Source organism: Tenacibaculum sp. IB213877, assembly GCF_034043975.1.
Classification (GTDB): domain Bacteria; phylum Bacteroidota; class Bacteroidia; order Flavobacteriales; family Flavobacteriaceae; genus Polaribacter.
In genome coordinates, this window is the sequence record NZ_JAXCHH010000006.1 from 267,103 (window position 1) to 290,345 (window position 23,243).

General features: G+C 30.4%; 23 protein-coding genes. 10 read left to right on the top strand and 13 right to left on the bottom strand.

Annotated features, from left to right (window positions below; all coding sequences use genetic code 11):
* Positions 1–60 precede the first annotated feature (60 nt).
* The 4 genes from pyrH (at position 61) to SLH33_RS08925 (ending at position 4,777) form a co-directional block, all read left to right on the top strand.
* The gene (gene pyrH / locus SLH33_RS08910; protein WP_320418733.1) at positions 61–771 is read left to right on the top strand and encodes a UMP kinase; all 711 of its coding nucleotides are present in this window, start codon (positions 61–63) and stop codon (positions 769–771) included.
* 43 nt (positions 772–814) lie between these two features.
* On the top strand, positions 815–1,369 hold the full coding sequence (frr, locus tag SLH33_RS08915; RefSeq protein ID WP_320418734.1) for a ribosome recycling factor: 555 nt from the start codon (positions 815–817) through the stop codon (positions 1,367–1,369).
* Between the two features lie 96 nt (positions 1,370–1,465).
* Positions 1,466–3,829, top strand: a complete 2,364-nt coding sequence (locus SLH33_RS08920) for an efflux RND transporter permease subunit (RefSeq protein ID WP_320418735.1) — start codon at positions 1,466–1,468, stop codon at positions 3,827–3,829.
* A 216-nt stretch (positions 3,830–4,045) separates the two neighbouring features.
* Positions 4,046–4,777, top strand: coding sequence for a helix-turn-helix transcriptional regulator (locus SLH33_RS08925; RefSeq protein WP_320418736.1), 732 nt, complete (start codon positions 4,046–4,048; stop codon positions 4,775–4,777).
* Positions 4,778–4,779: 2 nt separating this feature from the next.
* Here SLH33_RS08925 and SLH33_RS08930 read toward each other — a convergent pair whose 3' ends face one another.
* Positions 4,780–5,835, bottom strand: coding sequence for a hypothetical protein (locus SLH33_RS08930; protein ID WP_320418737.1), 1,056 nt, complete (start codon positions 5,833–5,835; stop codon positions 4,780–4,782).
* A gap of 119 nt (positions 5,836–5,954) precedes the next feature.
* Here SLH33_RS08930 and asnS point away from each other — a divergent pair, with 119 nt between their 5' ends.
* The 3 genes from asnS to SLH33_RS08945 all read left to right on the top strand — a co-directional run bounded on the left by asnS (position 5,955) and on the right by SLH33_RS08945 (position 9,584).
* Positions 5,955–7,388, top strand: a complete 1,434-nt coding sequence (asnS, locus tag SLH33_RS08935) for an asparagine--tRNA ligase (protein WP_320418738.1) — start codon at positions 5,955–5,957, stop codon at positions 7,386–7,388.
* Positions 7,389–7,521: 133 nt separating this feature from the next.
* Positions 7,522–8,985, top strand: a complete 1,464-nt coding sequence (gene rpoN, locus SLH33_RS08940) for an RNA polymerase factor sigma-54 (protein ID WP_320418739.1) — start codon at positions 7,522–7,524, stop codon at positions 8,983–8,985.
* On the top strand, positions 8,985–9,584 hold the full coding sequence (locus SLH33_RS08945; protein WP_320418740.1) for a hypothetical protein: 600 nt from the start codon (positions 8,985–8,987) through the stop codon (positions 9,582–9,584). Before rpoN ends, SLH33_RS08945 begins: the two co-directional genes overlap by 1 nt.
* Here SLH33_RS08945 and SLH33_RS08950 read toward each other — a convergent pair.
* The 6 genes from SLH33_RS08950 to SLH33_RS08975 form a co-directional block, all read right to left on the bottom strand.
* Entirely contained in the window at positions 9,579–10,247 is a 669-nt protein-coding gene (locus SLH33_RS08950) for a porin family protein (protein WP_320418741.1), read from the bottom strand. The genes SLH33_RS08945 and SLH33_RS08950 overlap by 6 nt on opposite strands.
* Before the next feature lie 91 nt (positions 10,248–10,338).
* Positions 10,339–10,812, bottom strand: coding sequence for a biopolymer transporter ExbD (locus SLH33_RS08955; RefSeq protein WP_320418742.1), 474 nt, complete (start codon positions 10,810–10,812; stop codon positions 10,339–10,341).
* 21 nt (positions 10,813–10,833) lie between these two features.
* On the bottom strand, positions 10,834–11,466 hold the full coding sequence (locus tag SLH33_RS08960; protein ID WP_320418743.1) for a biopolymer transporter ExbD: 633 nt from the start codon (positions 11,464–11,466) through the stop codon (positions 10,834–10,836).
* 6 nt (positions 11,467–11,472) lie between these two features.
* Positions 11,473–11,934: a hypothetical protein gene (locus SLH33_RS08965; RefSeq protein ID WP_320418744.1), complete on the bottom strand. Its 462-nt coding sequence runs from the start codon at positions 11,932–11,934 to the stop codon at positions 11,473–11,475.
* Positions 11,935–11,942: 8 nt separating this feature from the next.
* Positions 11,943–12,659 (bottom strand): MotA/TolQ/ExbB proton channel family protein, encoded by a 717-nt coding sequence (locus SLH33_RS08970; protein WP_320418745.1) that lies wholly within the window; start codon positions 12,657–12,659, stop codon positions 11,943–11,945.
* Between the two features lie 255 nt (positions 12,660–12,914).
* Entirely contained in the window at positions 12,915–13,952 is a 1,038-nt protein-coding gene (locus tag SLH33_RS08975; RefSeq protein WP_320418746.1) for an asparaginase, read from the bottom strand.
* 95 nt (positions 13,953–14,047) lie between these two features.
* On the opposite strand from SLH33_RS08975, the gene SLH33_RS08980 reads away from it, so the two are divergent.
* Positions 14,048–14,746 carry a zinc metallopeptidase gene (locus SLH33_RS08980; protein WP_320418747.1) on the top strand — a complete coding sequence of 233 codons (699 nt, stop codon included), beginning with the start codon at positions 14,048–14,050 and terminating at the stop codon, positions 14,744–14,746.
* A 74-nt stretch (positions 14,747–14,820) separates the two neighbouring features.
* Here the strand turns inward: SLH33_RS08980 and lepA are convergent, their stop codons facing one another.
* Positions 14,821–16,617 (bottom strand): translation elongation factor 4, encoded by a 1,797-nt coding sequence (lepA, locus tag SLH33_RS08985; RefSeq protein ID WP_320418748.1) that lies wholly within the window; start codon positions 16,615–16,617, stop codon positions 14,821–14,823.
* An 88-nt stretch (positions 16,618–16,705) separates the two neighbouring features.
* Between lepA and dusB the strand changes: the two genes are divergently transcribed.
* Positions 16,706–17,707, top strand: a complete 1,002-nt coding sequence (dusB, locus tag SLH33_RS08990) for a tRNA dihydrouridine synthase DusB (protein WP_320418749.1) — start codon at positions 16,706–16,708, stop codon at positions 17,705–17,707.
* Positions 17,708–17,965: 258 nt separating this feature from the next.
* Here the strand turns inward: dusB and SLH33_RS08995 are convergent, their stop codons facing one another.
* From SLH33_RS08995 to SLH33_RS09015, 5 genes are all read right to left on the bottom strand, one after another.
* Positions 17,966–19,171: an ABC transporter permease gene (locus SLH33_RS08995; RefSeq protein WP_320418750.1), complete on the bottom strand. Its 1,206-nt coding sequence runs from the start codon at positions 19,169–19,171 to the stop codon at positions 17,966–17,968.
* Positions 19,172–19,183: 12 nt separating this feature from the next.
* Positions 19,184–19,579: a 30S ribosome-binding factor RbfA gene (gene rbfA, locus SLH33_RS09000; protein ID WP_320418751.1), complete on the bottom strand. Its 396-nt coding sequence runs from the start codon at positions 19,577–19,579 to the stop codon at positions 19,184–19,186.
* 67 nt (positions 19,580–19,646) lie between these two features.
* Entirely contained in the window at positions 19,647–20,291 is a 645-nt protein-coding gene (locus SLH33_RS09005) for a response regulator transcription factor (RefSeq protein WP_320418752.1), read from the bottom strand.
* Positions 20,292–20,344: 53 nt separating this feature from the next.
* Complete coding sequence (locus SLH33_RS09010) at positions 20,345–21,094, bottom strand: sensor histidine kinase (RefSeq protein WP_320418753.1); 750 nt, start codon at positions 21,092–21,094, stop codon at positions 20,345–20,347.
* Positions 21,095–21,698: 604 nt separating this feature from the next.
* A complete protein-coding gene (locus SLH33_RS09015; RefSeq protein WP_320418754.1) occupies positions 21,699–22,385 on the bottom strand; it encodes a hypothetical protein in 687 nt (228 codons plus the stop codon).
* 408 nt (positions 22,386–22,793) lie between these two features.
* On the opposite strand from SLH33_RS09015, the gene mce reads away from it, so the two are divergent.
* Entirely contained in the window at positions 22,794–23,195 is a 402-nt protein-coding gene (gene mce / locus SLH33_RS09020) for a methylmalonyl-CoA epimerase (protein WP_320418755.1), read from the top strand.
* Positions 23,196–23,243 lie beyond the last annotated feature (48 nt).

The window sequence follows — 23,243 nt, forward strand, 5'->3', positions numbered from 1 at the left end:
ATTTATCAAACAAAAACAGATAAATCAAATTACTATATTTGCAAAACTTTCAACAACGTTATGCAATACAAAAGAATACTTTTAAAATTAAGTGGCGAAGCACTGATGGGCGATCGTCAATACGGAATAGACCCAAATAGACTAAAAGAATATGCATTAGAAATAAAGCAAGTTGTAGATAAAGGTGTTGAAGTAGCCATTGTTATAGGTGGTGGTAATATTTTTAGAGGTGTAGCTGGAGCTGCTAATGGTATGGACAGAGTACAAGGAGACCATATGGGAATGTTAGCTACTTGTATAAATGGATTAGCTCTTCAAAGTGCATTAGAAGACGAGGGAGTTCATACACGCTTACAAACTGCTTTAGAAATTAAAGAAGTTGCTGAACCTTATATTAAAAGAAGAGCTATTCGTCACCTTGAAAAAGGAAGAGTGGTAATTTTTGGTGCCGGTACCGGTAACCCCTACTTTACTACAGATACAGCTGCGGTTTTAAGAGCCATTGAAATTGATGCTGATGCTATTTTAAAAGGTACTCGTGTAGATGGAATTTATACGGCAGATCCTGAAAAAGATAAAGACGCTGTTAAATTTGAAAGCATAACTTTTAAAGATGTTATTGAAAAAGGATTAAAGGTAATGGATATGACCGCATTTACCTTAAGCGAAGAAAATAAACTACCAATTATTGTTTTTGATATGAATAAAAAAGGAAATTTACTTAAATTAGTATCAGGAGAACAAATTGGAACAATAGTTGATAACAAATAAAAACATCCATAAAAATCTTATATATAACAAAACTTAAGATACGATGAACGAAGAAATTGATTTTATTTTAGATAGTACTAAAGAAGCAATGAATAGTGCAATTGCACATTTAGAAAAAGAATTAATTGGTATTAGAGCAGGTAAAGCTTCTCCGGCAATGCTATCTACTATTCACGTTGATTATTACGGATCTCAAACTCCGTTAGGTCAAGTAGCAAATGTTAACACCCCAGATGCTAGAACTATTAGCATACAGCCTTGGGAGAAAAATATGTTACAAGAAATTGAAAAAGCAATTATGATAGCTAATATTGGCTTTAACCCAATGAATAACGGAGAAAACATTATTATTAATGTTCCTCCATTAACAGAAGAGCGTCGTAAAGATTTAGCAAAACAAGCAAAAGCTGAGGCAGAACATGCTAAAGTGGGTATAAGAAATGCTCGAAAAGATGCTAACAATGAAATTAAAAAATTAGATGTTTCTGATGATATGAAGAAAAATGCAGAAGCAGATATTCAAGACTTAACAGATAATTTCGTTAAAAAAATAGACGAAAAACTAGTAGTGAAAGAAAAAGAGATAATGACTGTATAATATCTCTTCAATAAAAAAGAAAAGAGTGTTTTTTAACACTCTTTTTTTTGCCCCATATCAATGTTTTTATAATTACCTTTGCAGAAATTTTTTTAAATGACTTTTTGGACTAAAATAGCGGGTTTTGTATTAAGAAACCGATACTTTGTTTTATTTATAATTGCTCTTATTACTGCTTTTTTGGTCACTCAAATGAAGTACATGCGTTTCTCGTACACAGAAGCAAATTTATTACCACAAGATCATGAAGCTAATATTCAATATGATAAATTCTTAGAAATTTTTGGTGAAGAAGGCAACCTTGTTATTTTGGGAGTTAAAGATAGTACCATTTTTACACCCGAAAAATTTAATGCTTGGAATAAATTGGTTAAAAACTTTGACAGTTTACCTCAGGTAGATTTTACAGTTTCTGTTTCTGATGTAAAACAATTAAAAGCCGATAGAAAAAAGAGAAAATTTGTAGTTGAACCATTATTTGAAAACTCACCTAAAACTAAAGAGGAAGTAGCTAAAATAAAAGACCTACTTTTCAATAAACTACCTTTTTACGAAAATTTACTTTACAATGAAGATGGAACGCTTCAAACGGCAATTTATATCAATAAAGATATTGTCAATACTATTGAAAGAAGAGATTTTATAGTTAATCATTTAATTCCTGAGGTTGATAGTTTTGAAAAAAAGAACAACGTAGATGTTAGAATATCCGGAATGCCATACATACGTACGGTAAACTCTCAAAACATTATTGATGAAATGGGAATTTTTGTAATTGGAGCATTACTAATTACAGCACTTATATTCTTTTTCTTTTTCAGATCCTTTAGAGCTACATTTATCACTCTTTTAGTAGTAGGTATTGGTGTAGTTTGGGCATTTGGTTTTATAGGTCTGTTCCGTTATGAAATTACAGTTTTATCTGCTTTAATTCCTCCTTTAATTATTGTAATAGGGGTACCTAATGCTGTATTCTTAATCAATAAATACCAGCAAGAAGTTAAAAAACATGGTAACCAAGCAAAATCATTACAACGTGTAATTTCAAAAATTGGTAATGCCACTTTAATGACCAACATTACTACTGCATCAGGTTTTGCAACCTTTGTTTTTGTAAAGAGTCAGTTGTTAAGAGAATTTGGTATTCTAGCTTCTGTAAATATTGTAAGCATCTTTATTCTTGCATTATTAATTATTCCTATTATTTATAGTTTTATGCCTCTTCCAGAGAAAAAACATTTGAGCCATCTTGAAAAACAATGGATGAATAATGTGGTTAGTTGGATGGAAAAAACTGTAAAAAAACAACGCATAACAATATACATAACTACTGTAATAGTTATTATTTTAAGCATGATTGGACTATTTCAAATAAGAGTATCTGGTAGTTTGATTGAAGATATGCCTAAAGGAAAACAATTTTATAAAGATATCAAGTTTTTTGAAAGTGAATTTGGAGGAATTATGCCTCTAGAGATTTTAATTGATACTAAAAAAGATAAAGGTGTCATGAATCTTTCCACTTTAAAAAAGATGGAAAAATTAACAGAAACCATTGAAACCTTTCCTGAACTTTCAAAACCAATTTCTGTAACGAACTTAGTTAAATATTCTAAACAAGCATACTATAACGGTAACCCTAAATATTACCAATTACCAACCAGTCAAGAAAAGAGTTACATTTTTGCATACACTAAAAATTCAAATAGTAATGCAGGCATGTTAAAGAATTTTGTAGACTCTACAGGAAGATATGCACGTATCACTACTTTTATGAAAGATATTGGTACTGATAAAATGGATATTATTCAAGACCGTTTACAAGCTGTAGTTAAAAAACAGTTTCCTGAAGAAAAATATGAAGTATCGATGACTGGTAAAGCATTGGTTTTCTTAAAAGGAACCAACTACTTAATTAAAAACTTAGTAATTTCATTAACCTTAGCAATTATTTTGATCTCAATTTTTATGGCTTGGATGTTTAGATCTCCACAAATGATATTGATTTCACTAATTCCAAATATGCTTCCGCTACTAATTACAGCAGGTTTAATGGGTGCTTTTGATATTCCTATAAAACCCTCAACTATTTTAGTTTTTAGTATTGCATTTGGTATTTCTGTTGATGATACAATTCACTTTTTAGCTAAATACAGGCAAGAACTATTAGCAAATAACTGGAAAATAAAACCAGCGGTATACTCTGCACTTAGAGAAACGGGTGTTAGTATGTTTTATACGTCTATAGTACTTTTCTTCGGATTTTTAGTGTTTACCGTTTCAAGTTTTGGAGGAACAATTGCTTTAGGAGGCTTAGTTTCTGTTACCCTTCTCCTTGCAATGGTTTCTAATTTATTATTACTCCCATCTTTACTCCTTTCTTTTGAAAGAAAAATAGCTAATCAAAAAGTACTAAAGGAAACTAATTTTAAAATATTACCTCCGAAAGAAGAAAAATAAAAAAACCGGTTGCGATCCCCAAAACACAACCGGTTTTTAAAATAAACAATTTAGTAGTTAGCAATTGTTTGAATAAACCCTCTTTTTCATATAATTTTCCCTTGTTTTTTATAGCACTTTTTTAAAACCTTTTTATAATATTTCTTATTTTCGAGACAAAAATATAGACAACCGTCAAATTAGTCAACTGCGTTTTTTCGCAGTTTTAAAAAAAGCATGAAAAATAACAATTACGGAACATATTCACGATCTTTAGTTACTGACGTTCCCGCAGATTTAAACACTCCTATATACAAGCATTATAATGAAATTATTCCTCAATTTGAAGGCGAAGCTGTATATGTGTACTCTTTTAAAGAAAATAAAATGTTGTTTACTCGTGGTTGGTTGGACGTATTAGGCTATCATGATGATGAAATTACCTTATTTAAAATTATAACTAGTTCTTCTGAAAGGCATATGGCTTTTTCAAGCGAGTTAAATGATAAGGGTTTACAGTTTGTACAGTCTAGAGAAAAGGATCATGAAAAATATAGCTTTACTATAGAAGTAGAAAAAATTCATAAAAACGGAAGTGTTGTTCCTCTTTTATCAAGAGTTGGTATTTTTAAAGCTATGAATGGACAAATTGTTGAAATTATAGGTAAATCTCAAATTGTTCCTTCGTTAAAGTTTGGAAAAGTAATGCAATATGCTGCTTATGGACCTAATAAATCTGAATTTGAAGAAACTCTAAGCAAGGAATTGTTTCAGCATTTTGCCATATCAAGTAAAGAAAAGGAAGCTTTGAGTATGGCGGCAAAAGGGTTAGCTTTTAAAGAAATAGCAGGAGAACTTAATGTGAGTCAATCTGCCATAGAAAAAAGAATATTACCTCTTTACAAAAGATTTAATGTAAAGAGTTTACCTCACTTAATAAGTTTTGCTTACAAAAACCACATCTTGTAACATTATAGTAAATTTAGCACTTTAATGTTATGTTTTTTAACACCTATACTATTTAACATTTGAACCCAAGTATTCTGCTCAAAATCTAGATCTTTACAATTCCCCAAAATCCAAATAACATTTTTATTTGCAATTGTTTTGATGGTATCATTATGTTGATAACCAGATTGAGTAGGATCTAAAAAACTTAAAAATTGCTTAGGGCTTATTAACTCCTCTTCTATTGGGCTACCAGGATTAACATCATCAATAATTAAAAAATCTGATTGCTTCCATGTCCATAATTTCCAATCGCTAAACAAGGCATTATCTTCTACAAAAAAATACGTGTATAATTTAGTGGCACTGCTATAAAAACATAATTTTCTTTTTATAGATAATTCATTCAGCATCCCTACTCCTAGGCTAGTCTTTCCACTTAACTGCGAGCCAAAAATTAGCAAATGCTTGCCCTTATCTGCATGATGTAAGTACTCATTGATAATGTTTTTATTATAATCAGAAATAGTATAATTCCATTGACTTAATCTGAATTGAAAAGGATAATTGGCATATTGCTGATACATTTTTACTAAAAACCAATATCGGGTAGCCACCGATAGATATAACATCAGAATAACTAAAATTAATAAACTTAATTCATCTTGAGCCTTTAAATAACTAAAACCATAAGCACCTAAAGCAAAAAAGCAAACATCTGTAAACGTATCAAATGCTATATTTTTCCATATAGGTTTAAAAATATATTTCTTTCCTACAGGTAAATAAACATTTTTAGAACTTGATATTCTTTGTATGAGCAAGGGGCCTAAAAAATTATATAATTCAAATAAAAACCAGAAAATTGTTACTATCAAAGCTACAGTTAATGATTTTTTTAAAGGAGATAAATCAGGTAATGCATGAAATAATATAAAAGAAGGAATAAATCCTAAAGCAATATGTCCAAACTGATTTGCCAACCATGCATAGGTTAAAGTAATTCCTCTGTAGGAATCTTTACCAATTAAATCAGCTTTTAATTGATTAAAAATTTCTTTATGAGTAATGAAAGCCATATAGTGAGTTTGATGAGATGGTAAAATTAAAAATAATTCATTATCAACATAATAACTAAACACAATCTAATTGCCCATTTATAGCGAAAAAATTATCTTTGTCGTTCAATTTTTATATAATGAAAAGAAGTAGCGTAAAAGAACTATTAGAATCTGATAAATTTTTACAAGAAGTTTCCGTTAACGGATGGGTAAGAACCTTTAGAAGCAATCGTTTTATTGCTTTAAATGATGGATCTACCCTACATAATATACAGTGTGTTGTTGATTTTGAAAATACTGATGAAGAAGTATTAAAGAGAATTACCACTAGTGCAGCTGTGGCTATAAAAGGAACTTTGGTAGAAAGTCAAGGAAAAGGACAATCTTCAGAAATTCAAGTAACTTCAATTGAAATTTTAGGAGATTCAAACCCGGAAGAATATCCTATTCAGCCTAAAAAACACAGTTTTGAATTTTTACGTGAAAATGCTCATTTAAGAGTTCGTACAAATACCTTTAGTGCGGTGATGCGAGTTCGATCGGCATTATCTTTTGCTGTACATCAATACTTTCAACAAAACGGATTTTACTATGTAAACACTCCAATTATTACCGGTTCTGATGCAGAAGGTGCTGGAGAAATGTTTAGAGTAACTTCTTTTGAAGCTAACAAAGCTCCGTTAAATGAAGAAGGAAATGTTGATTTTACTCAGGATTTCTTCGGAAAAGAAACAAATTTAACGGTTTCGGGTCAGTTAGAAGCTGAAACCTATGCCATGGCTTTAGGTAAAGTATATACGTTTGGACCGACGTTTAGAGCAGAAAACTCCAACACAACGCGTCACTTAGCTGAGTTTTGGATGATTGAGCCTGAAGTTGCGTTTAATGATTTAGATGCGAATATGGATTTATCTGAAGATTTTATCAAATACGTTTTGCAATATGTTTTAGATAATTGTAAAGATGATTTAGAATTTTTAGATAACCGTTTAACTCAAGAAGAAAAAACAAAACCACAAGCTGAACGTAGTGAAATGAGCTTACTTGAAAAATTACGTTTTGTGGTTGATAATAATTTTAAGCGTGTTTCTTACACAGAGGCAATTGATATTTTACGTAACTCAAAACCAAATAAAAAGAAGAAATTTCAATATCTTATTGATGAATGGGGAGCAGATTTACAATCAGAACACGAACGTTATTTAGTAGAAAAGCACTTTAAATGTCCGGTAATTTTATTTGATTATCCGGCGAGTATTAAAGCATTTTACATGCGTTTAAATGAAGACGGAAAAACGGTTCGTGCTATGGATGTTCTTTTCCCAGGAATTGGAGAAATGGTTGGAGGATCTCAACGTGAGGAACGTTTAGACGTTTTAAAAGAAAAAATGGAAGCTTTAGGAATTGAAGAAAAAGAATTATGGTGGTATTTAGATACTCGTAAATTTGGTACTGCAGTACATTCTGGCTTTGGTTTGGGTTTTGAACGTTTGGTACAATTTACAACAGGAATGGGTAATATTAGAGATGTTATTCCTTTTCCAAGAACACCACAAAACGCAGAGTTTTAAAATTTAAAAACTGATAAAAAATAAATCGTCATTCTTTATTTGAGTGGCGATTTATTTTTTTAACGGATTATCATTATTTTTGTTAAAATCATCCCTCATCAAAAAATAAAAAATATAGCTTTAACTATTATTTATGTTAAAACAAAGTTTACAACAAAAACTACTTCAAAAATTATCGCCTCAACAAATACAGTTGATGAAGTTAATTCAATTACCTACACAAGCTTTTGAAGAACGCTTAAAACAAGAAATTGAAGAAAACCCTGCGTTAGATACCGGCAAAGAAGAATCGGATAATTTTGAAGATACTTTAGTGAATGATACTGATTATGATGACAGCGGTACAGATAAAATTGAAACCGATGACATTAATATTGATGAGTATTTAAGTGATGATGAATACCCGAGTTATAAAACTCAAGCAAACAATTATTCTTCAGATGATGAGGAAAAACAAATTCCTTATGCTGCTGGTACTACTTTTCATCAATCTTTATTAAACCAATTAAATACTTTTAATATTGATGAAGAAGAAAGTGCTATTGCAGAGTTTTTAGTAGGTAGTATTGATGATAGTGGTTATATACGTAGAGAAATTATTGATTTAGTTGACGATCTAGCTTTTACACAAAATATTTTTACTTCAGAAGAAAAGGTAGAAAAAATTTTAACAGAAGTAGTACAAAAATTAGATCCTATTGGAGTTGGAGCAAGAACCTTAAAGGAATGTTTAATCATTCAATTAAAAGCAAAGAATAGCAAAGAAAACACCCAATTGGCAATTGAAATACTACAAAATGCTTTTGATCATTTTGTAAAAAAACATTACAACAAATTGCTTGATAAATTCAATATTTCTGAAGAAAAATTAAAAGATGTTATTACAGAAATAGGAAGATTAAATCCGAAACCAGGTAGTTCTTATGCAGGTAATAATAAGATTGTAGAGCAAATTGTTCCAGACTTCTCTATCAGAATTATTGATGGTAAATTAGAGCTTACTTTAAACTCAAGAAACGCTCCTGAACTGCATATATCTAAAGAATATAGCAACATGTTAAAAGGATATAATGATGCCAAAGAAAAAAATAAATCTCAAAAAGATGCGGTTCTTTTTATCAAACAAAAATTAGATTCTGCTAAGTGGTTTATAGATGCCATTAAGCAAAGGCAACAAACCCTTTTGGTTACCATGAACGCTATTATGCAACATCAAGAAGAGTTTTTTTTAACAGGAGATGAACGAAAACTGAAGCCCATGATTTTAAAAGATATAGCCGATGAAATTAATATGGATGTATCTACAGTATCAAGAGTAGCTAATAGTAAATATGTTTCTACTCCTTACGGTACAAAATTAATTAAAGAGTTTTTCTCTGAATCTATGAAAAATGATCAAGGAGAAGATGTATCTACCAGAGAAATTAAAAAGATTTTAGAAACCGTAATTAAAGAAGAAGATAAACGTAAGCCTTTAACTGATGATAAATTATCAAAAATTTTAAAAGAAAAAGGCTATCCTATAGCTAGAAGAACAGTTGCTAAATATAGAGAGCAGTTAGATATTTCAGTAGCTAGACTTCGTAAAGAAATTTAATGCGCTGGCATAAATTCATATCATCAGTTTTACACCCAATAGTTATGCCAACCATTGGGGTTCTTTTATACTACATGGTAGTTCCATTAAGTATTAATAAACCTAAATTATATGCTTTATTTAGTATAATTTTTATTGCAACCTATGCTATTCCCTTACTTTTATTGATCTTTTTAAAATCAAAGGGACATATTAATTCTTATGAAGTTCACTCTATAAAAGAGCGGAGAATTCCACTTTTTTTTATGACGTCTATATTTTTAATATTAGGAAAATTCTTTTTTGATGTTACCTATTTAAAAGATCTTTCATATTTATATTTTGGTACAGCTTTAGGATTAATTTTTATATATTTTATTTTCAAGCTAAAAATAAAAACCAGTTTACATTTACTATCTATGGGAAGTGCTGTAGGTTTTTTTTTAATGATTCAATTAAAATACCAAACCAATATTTGGCCTCTTATAAGCATTTTAATTTTACTGTCTGGATTATTAGCGTCTTCACGTTTAAAACTGAAAGCACACACCTCTAAAGAAGTTTATTTAGGGTTTTTATTGGGTATATTTTGTCAGGTAATTATTAACTACTTATTATAAAAGATAAAATATAAGTCCAAATTTGGCTATTTTACTATTTACTTTTTCAGTATCAATAACCACATTTTTATACATAGGAGTTAATCCGTAATAAACAAATAAGTTAAACGCTCCATAACCTACAGAAAGTTCTAAACCTGTTTGAAAATCATTATATATATTGATGTTTCTGTAATTAAAACTTTGATTATTTAATTGATAACTAAACTTATTACTTAGGTTATAGGTTAGCTTTACACCTGTATAAATACGCCAAAAAGAATAGGTAACAGCATCAGAAGTCCTCCACCTAAATTGTATTGGAAACTCAATATTATGAAGTTTAATTTCGTTGGAAGAAATTCCTGCATCGGGATCATGAATTATCTCGTCTGAACTTAATACACGTAGTCCATGGTTAAAAGATTCGTAATTGTAACCTGCACCAATACCTACAGATACATTTCCTTGATTATTTAAAGGAACATCTTTAATATACCCCAATGTTATTCCGTATGAAAAGCCACTATTACTGGTTTCTTTTGGTTGTTTCAAAATAGTATTATAACTTATATACATATACAATTGATCTTCCCAATATTTATCTCCTATTTGTAAAGAGTCTTTTTGGGCTATACTTTGAAAACCAATAAAAAGAAATAGTAAAATTGTTACGTTTTTCATTAAGCTGTTTTGATAGTTAAAGATACATTTTTTTAACACAAAAAAAGAGCAATCAAAAATGATTGCTCTTTATAATATAGAAATTGAATAATTACTTTTTTATACTACTTCCTTTTTGAGTTGATAAACTTAATTTAAGAGCATTTACATCTCTTAATTTAAGTCTAATGTCTGTTAATGTACCAACATTAGATTCTTTATCTGCTTTAATAGAAGTGGTCATAAACGGAATATCAGATTCAGATACTTTTTCGCGCTCATTCATTATAAATGCAGGAATTTCTTCCGGTGTTGCGATTTTATCATTTAATTGAATTCTGTTGTATCCTGTTCCATATTTATCTTTTTCTTTAGCTTTACCAACGTAAATAGTACTCACTAAACTTTTATGCTCTAACTTTTTAACTTCTGTTGCGCTTGGTAAGCGTGGACTATCAATTAATAAGTCAGTTTCTCTCATAGTAGTAGTTACCATGAAAAAGAATAATAACATAAAAACAATGTCTGGTAATGATGCAGTTGACAAAGCTGGCATTCCTTTTTTCTTCTTTTTAAACTTAGACATACTCTACTGTTTTAAATGTTATTAATTAGCATCCGTTGGATCTAAATCTGTAATAATCTGAGGATAACTATTCTTGATATCTTCAACCTTCTTTCTTAACGCTTCGTCTTTACGTGCTGTTTCTTGAAATCTTTCTTCAAGTTCTGTAAAAGACATACCGTAACGTTTTTGTGATAATTTATTTCTTAGATCTGCATAAGCTCTTAATAGTTCATCTTGTACAGTTACATAAGTACCATACTCAGTTGCTCTATCACTTTCTACAGAAATAATGGCTTTGTTTGGGTGATCTGATGATTCTGGATCTCGAGCACCTTCACAATAATCACATGGACTACCTTTTTCTTCACCCTCTGCAGGGTTTCCTACACCTCCACCATTATCAATAAATTTAATAGCTGCATCTTTTAAATCTTTAACATCCATTATTTCTCCATCGACAAATAATTGGTTGTTTTTATTAATACTGATTTGAAAGATGTTCTTTTCTTTAATCTTTGGTGGTGTTACATTTGGAGGTAATTTTTCAGCTAACTTCTTTGAGATACCTGAATCTACATCCATAGTTGTTGTTACAAGGAAAAAGATAAGTAGCAAGAAGGCAATATCTGCCATAGAACCTGCATTAATTTCTGGGTTTTCTCTTCTTGCCATGGTTTATTATTTTATAAGTCCTTTAACTAAATCTACTACAAAGAAAAAGCCTCCAACTACTAAAAGGATTAAACTAACCCAAATACCAGTACTTGTTAATTTAGAAACTTTACTTCCTGCAACAGCAATAACTTCTTGATTTGCATCAACTACTTCTCCACTATTAGAAAATAAGTAAGAAGCTAATAATACAACTCCTAAGCCTAATAAACCTAATAATGTTTTCTTTAAAGCCGCTGGGTTTTTAAAAACTCCAACTATAGATGCGAATACAGCAATAATTGCAGTTGCTCCTAATAAAACAAGTGAAAATGTTACCAATGGGTTTACCACACTTGCTTGCACAGCAGCATCGGTTTTTATCGTTTCTTCACTCTGCATCATAACTCTAAAGAATAGAATAGCGCCTATTATTGCAATAATAGCTACGATAAGAGGTAAGAATTTTCCTAATTTACTTTCTTTCATACGAAAAATTATTTTTTGTACTTAGCTAATAAGTCGATTAAAGAGATAGATGCATCTTCCATGTTGTTAACGATACTATCTACTTTAGAAATGATGTAGTTATAGAATATTTGTAAAATAATAGCTACAACTAAACCGAATACTGTTGTTAATAAGGCTACTTTAATACCACCTGCTACTACCGCTGGAGAAATGTCGTTTGCAACAGCAATTGCATCAAATGCTCCAATCATACCAATTACAGTACCCATGAATCCTAACATTGGTGCTAATGCGATGAATAAAGAGATCCAAGAAATGTTCTTTTCTAATAATCCCATTTGAACTCCACCGTAACCTACTACAGCTTTTTCAGCAGCTTCTAAACCTTCATCAGCTCTTTCTAAACCTTGATAAAAGATAGATGCAACTGGCCCTTTTGTATTTCTACAAACTTCTTTAGCAGCTTCTATGCCACCTGAACTTAAGGCTTCATCTACGTTAGCAACTAACTTTTTAGTGTTAGTAGTTGCCATGTTTAAATAAATAATTCTTTCAATAGCGATTGCTAAACCTAAGATTAAGGCAACTAATACAATCCCCATAAATCCTGGACCTCCTTCAATAAAACGTTGTTTTAACTCTTGGTGGAAAGTTTTTTCAGCTACTTCTTGAGCAAAAGTTGATTGAATAGCTCCAAAGAACATAAATCCTGCAATAGTTAGGACATTTACTACTTTTTTCATCTTTGTTATAATTAATTTTAAATAGTTAACGGGTTAAAAATACAAATTTTTTAGTTGTAAAACACAAGAAGATAGTCCTTAAAGACTTATTTATTAAGAATGTTTAAAGAAATCTCCCTCGTTTCAGAGCGCCAAATAACGAAAAATTGTTGATTTGATAAAAAAAAAGGAAGCCTATTTCATCAAAAAACACAAATTTTAAGGTTTTTCTGCTTTTCTGTTTATGTTTTTAAGCTTAACAAGCTCAATTGACATTTAATTTAAAGATATTTCTCCTCGTAAAGGAGTTTCAAAATAGTGTTTAAACTCTTCTTTAGTCAAATTTTCACCTAATAAATACATCATCTTTACAATGGCTGTTTCTGTAGTAATGTCTTTACCATTAATAATACCTATTCTTTTTAATTCTGAACTGGTTTCATACAACCCTAAAATTACACTTCCTCCTGCGCATTGTGTAACATTTACTATATAAATTCCTTTTTCAATGGCATTTTCTAATAATTTTACAAACCATTTTTCTGTTGGGGCATTTCCAGATCCATACGTTTCTAATATAATTCCTCTTAAATTAGGTATATTAACAATAGTTTCTACTACTTTTTTTGTTATTCCAGGAAATAACTTCAACACAACTATATCATCTACCAGTTTTTTTCTGAATATAATTTTATTTTGTTTCTTATCTGGCTCAAGCAATAAATGCTTGTTAAATAATAAATGCACTCCACTTTCTGCTAGTGGTGGATAATTCATAGAAGCAAAAGCCTCAAATTGTTCTGCATTGATTTTAGTTGTTCTGTTAGCACGATATAGTTTGTACTCAAAATAAAGACCTACTTCTTTAACAACAGGCTCATCATTTTCTGTTGACGCTGCAATTTGTATTGAGGTAATTAAATTCTCTTTTGCATCGGTACGTAAATCTCCAATAGGCAATTGAGATCCAGTAAATATGACTGGTTTTTGTAAGTTTTCAAACATAAAACTAATTGCCGATGAGACATATGACATGGTATCTGAACCTGTCAAGACTACAAATCCGTCAAAATCCTCATAATTTTTGGCAATCATTTCAGCAATCATCACATAATACTTTGTATTCATATTTGAAGAATCTATAGGTTCTTCAAAGGAAACAGTAGTAATAGCACAATTAAGCTGCTGTAATTCTGGTATTTTATTTGTTATTTGACTAAAATCAAAAGCCTTTAGCGCATTGGTGTTATAATCTTTTACCATACCAATGGTTCCTCCTGTATACACTAATAAAATTTTGGGCTTTTTTGTCATATTGACATTTTTTGTTTGAGTTATAAAAATGGAATAATTTATGTTGTAAATTTATGGAACATAAAAAAGATTTGAAAAATTAATATTATAAAATTATGATTGGTTTTTATTTACTAATAGGATTAATTTCTTTAGCAAGTTGGATTGTAAGCAGTAGGCTTCAGCAAAAATTTAAAAAATATTCTAAAGTACACCTACGCAACGGAATGAGCGGTGCTGAAATTGCTGAAAAAATGTTAGCAGATCATGGGATAGCAGATGTAAAAGTAATTTCAACTCCTGGTATGCTTACAGATCATTATAATCCTCAGAAAAAAACGGTCAATTTAAGTGAAGGGGTTTATAACCAACGTAATGCAGCAGCAGCGGCAGTTGCAGCACATGAAGTAGGTCATGCAGTGCAACATGCACAAGCATATCAATATTTGCAAATGCGTTCAAAATTGGTTCCTGTAGTGAGTGTTTCTTCAAAACTATCTCAATGGATGATTATTGGTGGTATTGCTATTGCTGCTGCTTCTGGAGGAACAGGAATTGGTGTTATGATTGCTATTGCCGGTTTAATTTTTATGGCTTTAGGTACACTTTTTAGTTTTATTACTTTACCTGTAGAATATGATGCTAGTAACAGGGCTTTGGCTTGGTTAGAAAATAAAAATATGGTTTCTCAACAGGAATTAGCAGGATCTAAAGACGCTTTGAAATGGGCAGCTAGAACCTATTTAGTAGCCGCATTAGGTTCCTTAGCAATGTTAGTTTATTGGGGAATGCAAGTACTAGGAAACAGAGATTAGAAAACAATTATTATTTCTAATAAAAAAGCATCAAAATTAATATTTGATGCTTTTTTTTCTTTAATATCTAAAAGTTAATCATTTAACTTCAACACTGCCATAAATGCTTGCTGCGGAATTTCTACATTACCCACTTGACGCATACGTTTCTTACCTTTTTTCTGCTTTTCTAAAAGTTTACGCTTACGAGAAATATCTCCTCCATAACATTTAGCTGTTACATCTTTACGTAAAGCTTTTACCGTTTCACGAGCAATTATTTTTGCTCCGATGGCTGCCTGAATTGGAATATCAAATTGTTGACGCGGAATTAACTCTTTTAACTTTTCACATATACGTTTCCCTATTGAATATGCATTACTATCATGTAATAATGATGAAAGTGCATCTACCACATTTCCATTCAACAGCATATCTACACGTACTAATTTAGATTGCTTCATACCAATAGGATGATAATCAAAAGATGCATATCCTTTAGAAACTGTTTTTAAACGATCGTAAAAATCAAATACAATTTCGGCTAATGGCATTTCAAAAATCAATTCAACACGTTCTGGCGTTAAATACGTTTGATTGATGATTTGCCCACGTTTTTCAATACACAAACTCATTACTTGTCCTACAAAATCAGCTTTTGTAATAATAGATGCTTTAATAAATGGCTCTTCTACTCTCTCTAACTTTGATGGATCTGGTAAATCTGAAGGGTTATTTACAATAATTGCCTCATCAGGATTTTTCTTGGTAAATGCATGATAACTTACGTTAGGCACCGTGGTAATTACTGTCATATTGAACTCACGCTCTAAACGCTCTTGAATAATTTCCATATGTAACATCCCTAAGAATCCACAACGGAAACCAAAACCTAAAGCAGCTGAACTTTCTGGTTGAAAAACTAATGATGCATCATTTAGCTGTAATTTCTCCATAGAAGAACGTAATTCTTCATAATCTTCTGTATCTACAGGATAAATTCCTGCAAATACCATCGGCTTTACATCTTCAAATCCTTCAATTCTATCTGTAGTCGGGTTTTCAAAATCGGTTATTGTGTCTCCTACTTTTACCTCTTTTGCAGTTTTAATACCTGTAATTAAATATCCAACATCACCAGTTTTAATTTCTTTTTTTACAACTTGACTTAATTTAAGCGTACCTACTTCATCAGCAAAATATTGCTTACCCGTTGCCATAAATTTTATTTTTTGATTCTTTTTAATAGAACCATCAATAACTCTAAAGTAGGTTTCAATTCCACGGTATGAATTAAAAACAGAATCAAAAATCAAGGCTTTTAATGGAGCATCCGGATTTCCTTTTGGCGCAGGAATTCTGTCAATAATTGCTTCTAAAATTTTATCAACTCCAAAACCAGTTTTTCCACTTGCAGGAATCACGTCTTCAGGATTACAACCTAATAAATCAACAATATCATCTGTTACTTCTTCTGGGTTTGCGCTTGGTAAATCTACCTTATTCAATACCGGAATAATTTCTAAATCATTTTCTAACGCTAAATATAAATTAGAAATGGTTTGTGCTTGAATACTTTGTGCTGCATCTACAATTAACAACGCACCTTCACAAGCAGCAATTGAACGAGATACTTCATAAGAAAAATCTACGTGACCCGGAGTATCGATCAAGTTTAAAATATAATCTTCTCCGTTGTGATTATAGTCCATTTGAATTGCGTGTGACTTAATGGTAATGCCTCGCTCACGCTCCAAATCCATATTATCTAATAATTGGTCTTGCTTTTCACGCTCTGTTACTGCCCCTGTAAAATCCAACAACCTATCAGCAAGAGTACTCTTACCATGATCAATATGCGCAATAATGCAAAAATTTCTGATGTTTTTCATCTGTTTCTCCTCTACTTATGACTGGCAAAGATACGCTATTTAAAAAATTTTATTACGAAAAAATGTACCTTTGCACAAAAAATAAGGTTTGGTTAAAATAGATACTATAGAATTACCTGATTTCCCGCTTTTGTTAGCACCAATGGAAGATGTAAGTGATCCACCGTTTAGAGCTTTGTGTAAAGAGAATGGTGCAGATGTGGTGTATACTGAATTTATTTCTTCGGAAGGTTTGATTCGGGATGCCGCAAAAAGTGTAATGAAATTAGATATATACGAGAAAGAGCGTCCAGTTGGAATTCAAATTTTTGGAGCAAACCTTGATTCTATGTTACGCTCTGTAGAAATTGTAGAACAAACCAAACCAGATATTATTGATATTAACTTTGGTTGCCCAGTAAAAAAAGTGGTTTCTAAAGGTGCCGGTGCCGGAATTTTAAAAGATATTGATTTAATGGTAAAGCTTACCGAGGCTATGGTTAAGCACACCAAACTGCCAATTACTGTAAAAACGCGTTTAGGTTGGGATCATGATTCTATTAAAATTGTGGAAGTTGCAGAACGCTTACAAGATGTAGGTTGTAAAGCAATTTCTATTCACGGTCGTACCCGTGCGCAAATGTATAAAGGAAGTGCCGACTGGAAACCCATTGCTGATGTGAAAAACAATCCGCGTATGCATATTCCTGTTTTTGGAAATGGAGATGTTGACACGCCAGAAAAAGCTATGGAAATGCGTGATAAGTATGGATTAGATGGTGCTATGATTGGTAGAGCTTCTATAGGATATCCTTGGTTTTTTAATGAAGTAAAACACTACTTTAAAACAGGAGAACATTTATCAAAACCAACAATTGCTCAACGAGTACAAATGGCACGTCGCCATCTAGAAATAGCTATTGATTGGAAAGGTGAGCATTTAGGTGTTGTAGAAACAAGAAGGCATTATACCAATTATTTTAAAGGAATTCCGCATTTTAAAGACTATCGTTTAAAAATGGTAACGCTTGATGATCCTAAAGATGTTTTTGCTGCTTTTAATGAGGTAGAATCTGTTTTTGGTAATCAGATGATCCCTGAAATTAAGTAAAAGCCAATTATCTACTTAAAACATTTAATCGTCTATAGATAACGTATTTACATCTTCATACAACAGGCTTTAAAAGGCATTTATTATATCTTAGCAAAAAGTAATTGATTGATTATCTTTTAAATAGAAAAATTTAAATTATATAAGTTGATAAATGAAACATAAAGTAAATCTCGTCTTAAAATTACAAAGAGATCAATAAAAAGAAACATTTATTTAATTGTATTAAAAAATTTAAATCCTAGCTAGGTTTTTCATCTATTTATTAGCTATGAAATTTATTGATATTCTTGAGCTGGCAATTTTTGAAGCAAAGTAGCCTAAGATTGTTATGGTTAACATAACAATTAGCAAGTTAGATATTTTAAATTCTACAGGATAGGGAATGGATTGTGTTATCATAAATACCCCAAACTGCTGTTGAACTACTACTAGAATAGTTGCCAACACTAAACCTATGGTCATACCTATTAATGTTAGTAAAAAACCTTGTATAACAAATATTTTTTTCACCTCATTAAGATTTGCTCCTAAATTAAATAGTGTAATTAAATTTTTTTTCTTGTCAATAATCATCATAATCATTGCTCCAATAACATTGAATAAAGCTATAATAATGATTAATGTAAAAATTAAATAGGAAACAAAGTTTTCAGTATTAATCACCTTATAAAACAATGCATTTAATTGCGCTCTAGTTTCAACATTATACTCATTACCTATTTTTTTTTGCAACTGATCTCTAACGTTATCAATATGCTCTAGGTTGGTAAGTTTTAATTCTATTGCTGAAACTTGATCAGGCTCATATTTTAATAATTTTTGAGCCACCCCTAACTCTGTAAACACATATTTATTTTGATATTCTTCAGCTCCTGTATATGCTCCTATAATTTGAACATTTACTTTATTAAAAGCATTGTTTACATTTAAAAATCCTTTTCCTGGTTTTGGTACATAAATTTCTAAAGGCTCCCCAAAATTAAATACACTAAGAGACAGCTTATAAGATATGCCATATCCTATTACCGCTGTATTTTTAAACTCCGTATCAATCCATGTTCCTAATGTTAATGAAGAGTCTATTGGTACTACATGGTTGTAATTAGCATCAACACCTTTTATGTATGCTATTTGGTTTTTATCCTTATATTTTAAAAAAATGCGTTCTTCAAGTACACGAGAATAGGTTTTAATCTCAGAGTTATGTTCTAATTCATTTTTTATTTCAGGAGAGAATAAAAATGATTTTCCTTTTGATGCTGTTATTTTTATATCAGGATCAGAGGCATTTAACAATGAATAACTAAACGTTCTTAACCCTGAGAAGCCTGACAATATAACAAATAAGGCTAAAGCGCCAACCATTACCCCTATCATTGCAATAATGGTTATAATATTAATTGCGTTGGTACTGTTTTTAGAAAACAGATATCTTTTAGCTATGTAAAAGGGGAAATTCAATATAGATGTGTATTATCGTTTTTGACGACGCGGTAAAATATCTGGGTTTTTAATAGGATTGTCATCTTCTCCTTTTAAGGATTTATCTATATTTTCAATGTAATCTAAACTATCATCTCCATAAAATAGCAATTCAGGCATTCTACGTAATTGATTTCTGGTTCGTTTTGCTAATTCATGACGAATCAACGAAGTATTAGATTTTATTCCTTTAATAATTTCATCTCTTTTTTCTGATGGAAAAACACTTAAATATACCTTTGCCACACCTAAATCGGCAGTTACCGACACTTTAGATACGGAAATAATAATCCCTTTCATTCCATCTTGAGCGGCACGTTGTAATACATCAACTAAGTCTTGTTGTAATACGCCCGCAATTTTTCGTTGTCTGTTTGTTTCTTCCATACGGCAAATTTACTGATTATTTTTTGGCAGAAATACAATAATCAATCCAAAGAAGCTTTTTAAATAATTATGGGGTATAAATTTTATTTTTAATGGCATACATTACAAGTCCTACTCTATTACGAACATCAAGTTTTGTAAACAAACTATCTCTGTAACCATCAATTGTTTTTGGACTTAAGAACATTTTTTCTGCAATTTCTTTATAGGTAAGTTCAGAACATGCTAAACGCATAAATTTTAGCTCATTTTCTTTGAACTCAATAGTACTTTTATTGTTTTTCCCAGCTACAGAATCTAATAGTAGCGTAGTTACATCTCTTGTATGATAAAAACCATTTTCCATCATTTCTAGCAATGCTTTTTCAAGTATTTCTTTTTTGGTATCTTTAAGAAGATAGCCTACAGCGCCTGCTTTGAGCATTTTTAAGATAGTTCCATCAGCATCTTCTACAGACAATGCCATTACGTGAACATGCGGATGATTTTCCACAATCCATTTTGTAGTTTCTATACCGTTCATTACAGGCATATTAACATCAACCAATACTATATCGGGAATATTTTTTGGAGAGGTAGAAAATTTTTCTTCAACTTCTTTTCCGTTTTTGCATGTGTACAATACTTTAAATTTGTCAAAAGTATTAACCATACCCTCTATTGCCTGTGATAATAACGTATGGTCATCTACAACAACAACTGAATACTTCATAGTAATTAACAGGTTAGGTTATTATAAGATACGTTGGGGAGGGATTTTTGTTCTTAAATATAATAATTTATTTTTAAAATTGTGCCTTGCTGGGGCTTAGACTCAAAATTAACTTCGGCTTTAATAAGTTCTGCTCTTGTTTTAATGTTCTGAATTCCAATTCCATTTCTTACTACTTTATTCATTTCAAAGCCAATACCATCATCTTGAGCTATAATTTCTAAATTATCTTTTTTAAATTTTAATGTGACATTTAAATTGGATGCTTTTGCATGTTTTATGGTGTTAGAAAAAAACTCTTGTAGTATTCTAAAAATAATAATTCCGTGTTTTTGATTGATTTGTTTTTCCTTTCCTTTAACATTTAGCTTTGCGTTTATGTAGTTTAACCGATTAAAACGTTCAACCTCTAAATGCAATGCTTCTTTTAATGTTATCTTGTTAATAAATTCAGGATTTATGAGTTTTGATAACGATCTAATCTCACTTAAACTTTTACTAATAGTCTCAGATATTTCATTGATATTATCTGGTGTAGCATTTTGTAGCTGTATTTTGGCTAAAGTGAGGAGCTGCCCAATATTATCATGCAACTCCCAACTAATATTTCTTAATGTTTCTTCTCTTATTTCAATTTGTGTTTCAGCTATTTCTTGCTCATATTTTTTTTTGGCCTCTTCTCTTTCTTGTAATAAAGTATTTTTACGACGTTGAAAAACAGTAAAAAGTGAAATTAGGAATATAACAATTATAATAATTACTAGCGTAGTTATAATTAATATTTCTCCTTTCTGTTGCTCCATAACAATCCAAAAATAATGATACTATTCATTAAAATAACTAAGATATGTAAAATCGGAAAAAGACCTCTACTTTTCATATACCCCCACATACTAAAAAAAGGTATTGACGGTAAATAAAAAACTGCAAAGCCAACAGTTACCCAAAATGATAGTATTTTTTTATAATTTAAAATTTTTTCTGATAATAGCAATTCTTTTAAATATAAGAAAACCAATAGTCCTATATTAATAGATCCCACAATTTGGGTATAGAAAAAAAATCTTTTATCTAAAAAAATAAGCACCCAAACTAACAGAAAAAAAACAAACAAAATTTTAGAAAACCTCAACCATGTTTTATCATTTATTATATTGTAATACATACTAAATAGTAACGGAAATTGAATTAAGATGTAAAATTGATAAACAACAAAATTGGGCTTATTAATTTTTGTTAAAAACAAACCCAACACTTCTACAATTAACGTTAAAACTAAAAAAATGGTAAGCAGCTTATAAAAAAAACTCTTGTTTTTATTAAAATAAAATAAACTTATTAAAGCTGCTACCATTTGTGGTATAAGTGTTACTTTTTCTATTTGCATAAACAACTTTTATTGCATTGTTAATATGGAGGGCGTAAATGAGCAACATTTCCAGCTCCACTATCTTCTGCATCTAACACAGTATTTGAGCTTACCTGACTTTTTTCTCGACTTAAAAAGTTATGATTTTTTTCTTGGCTTCTTCCATTTTCAAAATCGTCTTTACTATCATAAATCCATTTATAACCGTTTTCTGCTAAAGCAGCCTTAAAAGTTACCAAACTATCTCTCTCAGCAGAAAGAACAGCATCAAAAGGTATTTGATTTCCATTTATTGTAGTGGTAGGTATATATATTAAATCTTGATAACTCTTTCCAGTATCATTGTAGTTTGATTTTGCTGCATATATAAAACTTATCCCTGAAATTTTAATTTTAGCTTTTTTACTCTTTTTTTTAATATAATTTAGGTAATGTACAAAATTATTAAAATCATACGTATTAATTCTACTATCATAATAACCTAAAGCATCTTTTAAAGGTTGTATTCGAGTAGTATCATACTTAGTTAACATATTAACTATCTCTTTGTAATTTAAAGCTACAGGTGGGCGACTTTCGGCAGCGGGATAACAAAAATATCCTTCAATTGACTCAACATCTATTTTTTGATTCTCACAATCACATTTTTCTTGTTTACAAGAAGTTACTAATATTCCAATCATTATAATTGAAACAATAAGTGGTAGTAGGTTAGTTTTTTTCATAATATTAAATTTTAAATTAACTCCTTAAATATATGTTGTTATTATTGATATTTACAACATACACAACCAATAATTAACTAAAAACCAAACTACTACACGTCAACCTCATTAACAAAAACAGGAAAAACACCTTTCATCAATAATGAAAAACACTCTTCATTTTTTAAGCTTTAAGCCCTTGTAATAGTATTAAACAAATTACATCTTTGTCAAAAATAAAATCAGATTTCAGGTTTATTTCCGGGGAAAATTGCAAAAACACCTCAGCAGATTTGTTAAGGTGTTTTTAATATTCTTTTTAAGAAGTATTACTAATACTGGGTTAGTTTAATTTGTATTTATAGTTAATTGTAATACTTCAGCGCCTCAATATTTTTTTGTATTGAGGCGTTTTTTTATTTTTACCTTATGAAGAAAATTGAACACATTGGTATTGCCGTAAAAGACTTGGAAACATCTAACCAATTATTTGCTTCTTTGTTTGGTAAACCTCACTATAAAATTGAAGAAGTAGAAAGTGAGGGGGTTAAAACATCTTTTTTTAAATCAGGCCCTAACAAGATTGAGCTATTAGAAGCCACAAAAGAAAATAGCCCCATAGCTAAATTCATAGAAAAAAAAGGAGAAGGCATTCATCATATAGCTTTTGCAGTAGAAGATATTAAAAGTGAAATTGATCGGTTAAAAAAAGAAGGTTTTACTGTATTAAATGAAACTCCTAAAAAAGGGGCTGATAATAAATTAGTTGCTTTTTTACACCCAAAAACTACTAACGGAGTGTTAATTGAGCTTTGTCAAGACATTAAGTAGTTTTTAACCTTTATCACTATCAATAATTTGTATCTTGCAACCATAAAA

Bases quoted from the DNA above. Each gene is read 5' to 3' on its own strand.
- frr (WP_320418734.1), top strand. From the start codon at position 815: ATGAACGAAGAAATTGATTTTATTTTAGATAGTACTAAAGAAGCAATG.
- asnS (WP_320418738.1), top strand. From the start codon at position 5,955: ATGAAAAGAAGTAGCGTAAAAGAACTATTAGAATCTGATAAATTTTTA.
- SLH33_RS08955 (WP_320418742.1), bottom strand. From the start codon at position 10,812: ATGTCTAAGTTTAAAAAGAAGAAAAAAGGAATGCCAGCTTTGTCAACT.
- SLH33_RS08975 (WP_320418746.1), bottom strand. From the start codon at position 13,952: ATGACAAAAAAGCCCAAAATTTTATTAGTGTATACAGGAGGAACCATT.
- SLH33_RS08970 (WP_320418745.1), bottom strand. From the start codon at position 12,659: ATGAAAAAAGTAGTAAATGTCCTAACTATTGCAGGATTTATGTTCTTT.
- SLH33_RS08965 (WP_320418744.1), bottom strand. From the start codon at position 11,934: ATGAAAGAAAGTAAATTAGGAAAATTCTTACCTCTTATCGTAGCTATT.
- mce (WP_320418755.1), top strand. From the start codon at position 22,794: ATGAAGAAAATTGAACACATTGGTATTGCCGTAAAAGACTTGGAAACA.
- lepA (WP_320418748.1), bottom strand. From the start codon at position 16,617: ATGAAAAACATCAGAAATTTTTGCATTATTGCGCATATTGATCATGGT.
- SLH33_RS09010 (WP_320418753.1), bottom strand. From the start codon at position 21,094: ATGGAGCAACAGAAAGGAGAAATATTAATTATAACTACGCTAGTAATT.
- rbfA (WP_320418751.1), bottom strand. From the start codon at position 19,579: ATGGAAGAAACAAACAGACAACGAAAAATTGCGGGCGTATTACAACAA.
- SLH33_RS08980 (WP_320418747.1), top strand. From the start codon at position 14,048: ATGATTGGTTTTTATTTACTAATAGGATTAATTTCTTTAGCAAGTTGG.
- SLH33_RS08920 (WP_320418735.1), top strand. From the start codon at position 1,466: ATGACTTTTTGGACTAAAATAGCGGGTTTTGTATTAAGAAACCGATAC.
- SLH33_RS09015 (WP_320418754.1), bottom strand. From the start codon at position 22,385: ATGAAAAAAACTAACCTACTACCACTTATTGTTTCAATTATAATGATT.
- SLH33_RS09005 (WP_320418752.1), bottom strand. From the start codon at position 20,291: ATGAAGTATTCAGTTGTTGTTGTAGATGACCATACGTTATTATCACAG.
- SLH33_RS08925 (WP_320418736.1), top strand. From the start codon at position 4,046: ATGAAAAATAACAATTACGGAACATATTCACGATCTTTAGTTACTGAC.
- rpoN (WP_320418739.1), top strand. From the start codon at position 7,522: ATGTTAAAACAAAGTTTACAACAAAAACTACTTCAAAAATTATCGCCT.
- SLH33_RS08930 (WP_320418737.1), bottom strand. From the start codon at position 5,835: ATGGCTTTCATTACTCATAAAGAAATTTTTAATCAATTAAAAGCTGAT.
- SLH33_RS08950 (WP_320418741.1), bottom strand. From the start codon at position 10,247: ATGAAAAACGTAACAATTTTACTATTTCTTTTTATTGGTTTTCAAAGT.
- SLH33_RS08945 (WP_320418740.1), top strand. From the start codon at position 8,985: ATGCGCTGGCATAAATTCATATCATCAGTTTTACACCCAATAGTTATG.
- SLH33_RS08960 (WP_320418743.1), bottom strand. From the start codon at position 11,466: ATGGCAAGAAGAGAAAACCCAGAAATTAATGCAGGTTCTATGGCAGAT.
- pyrH (WP_320418733.1), top strand. From the start codon at position 61: ATGCAATACAAAAGAATACTTTTAAAATTAAGTGGCGAAGCACTGATG.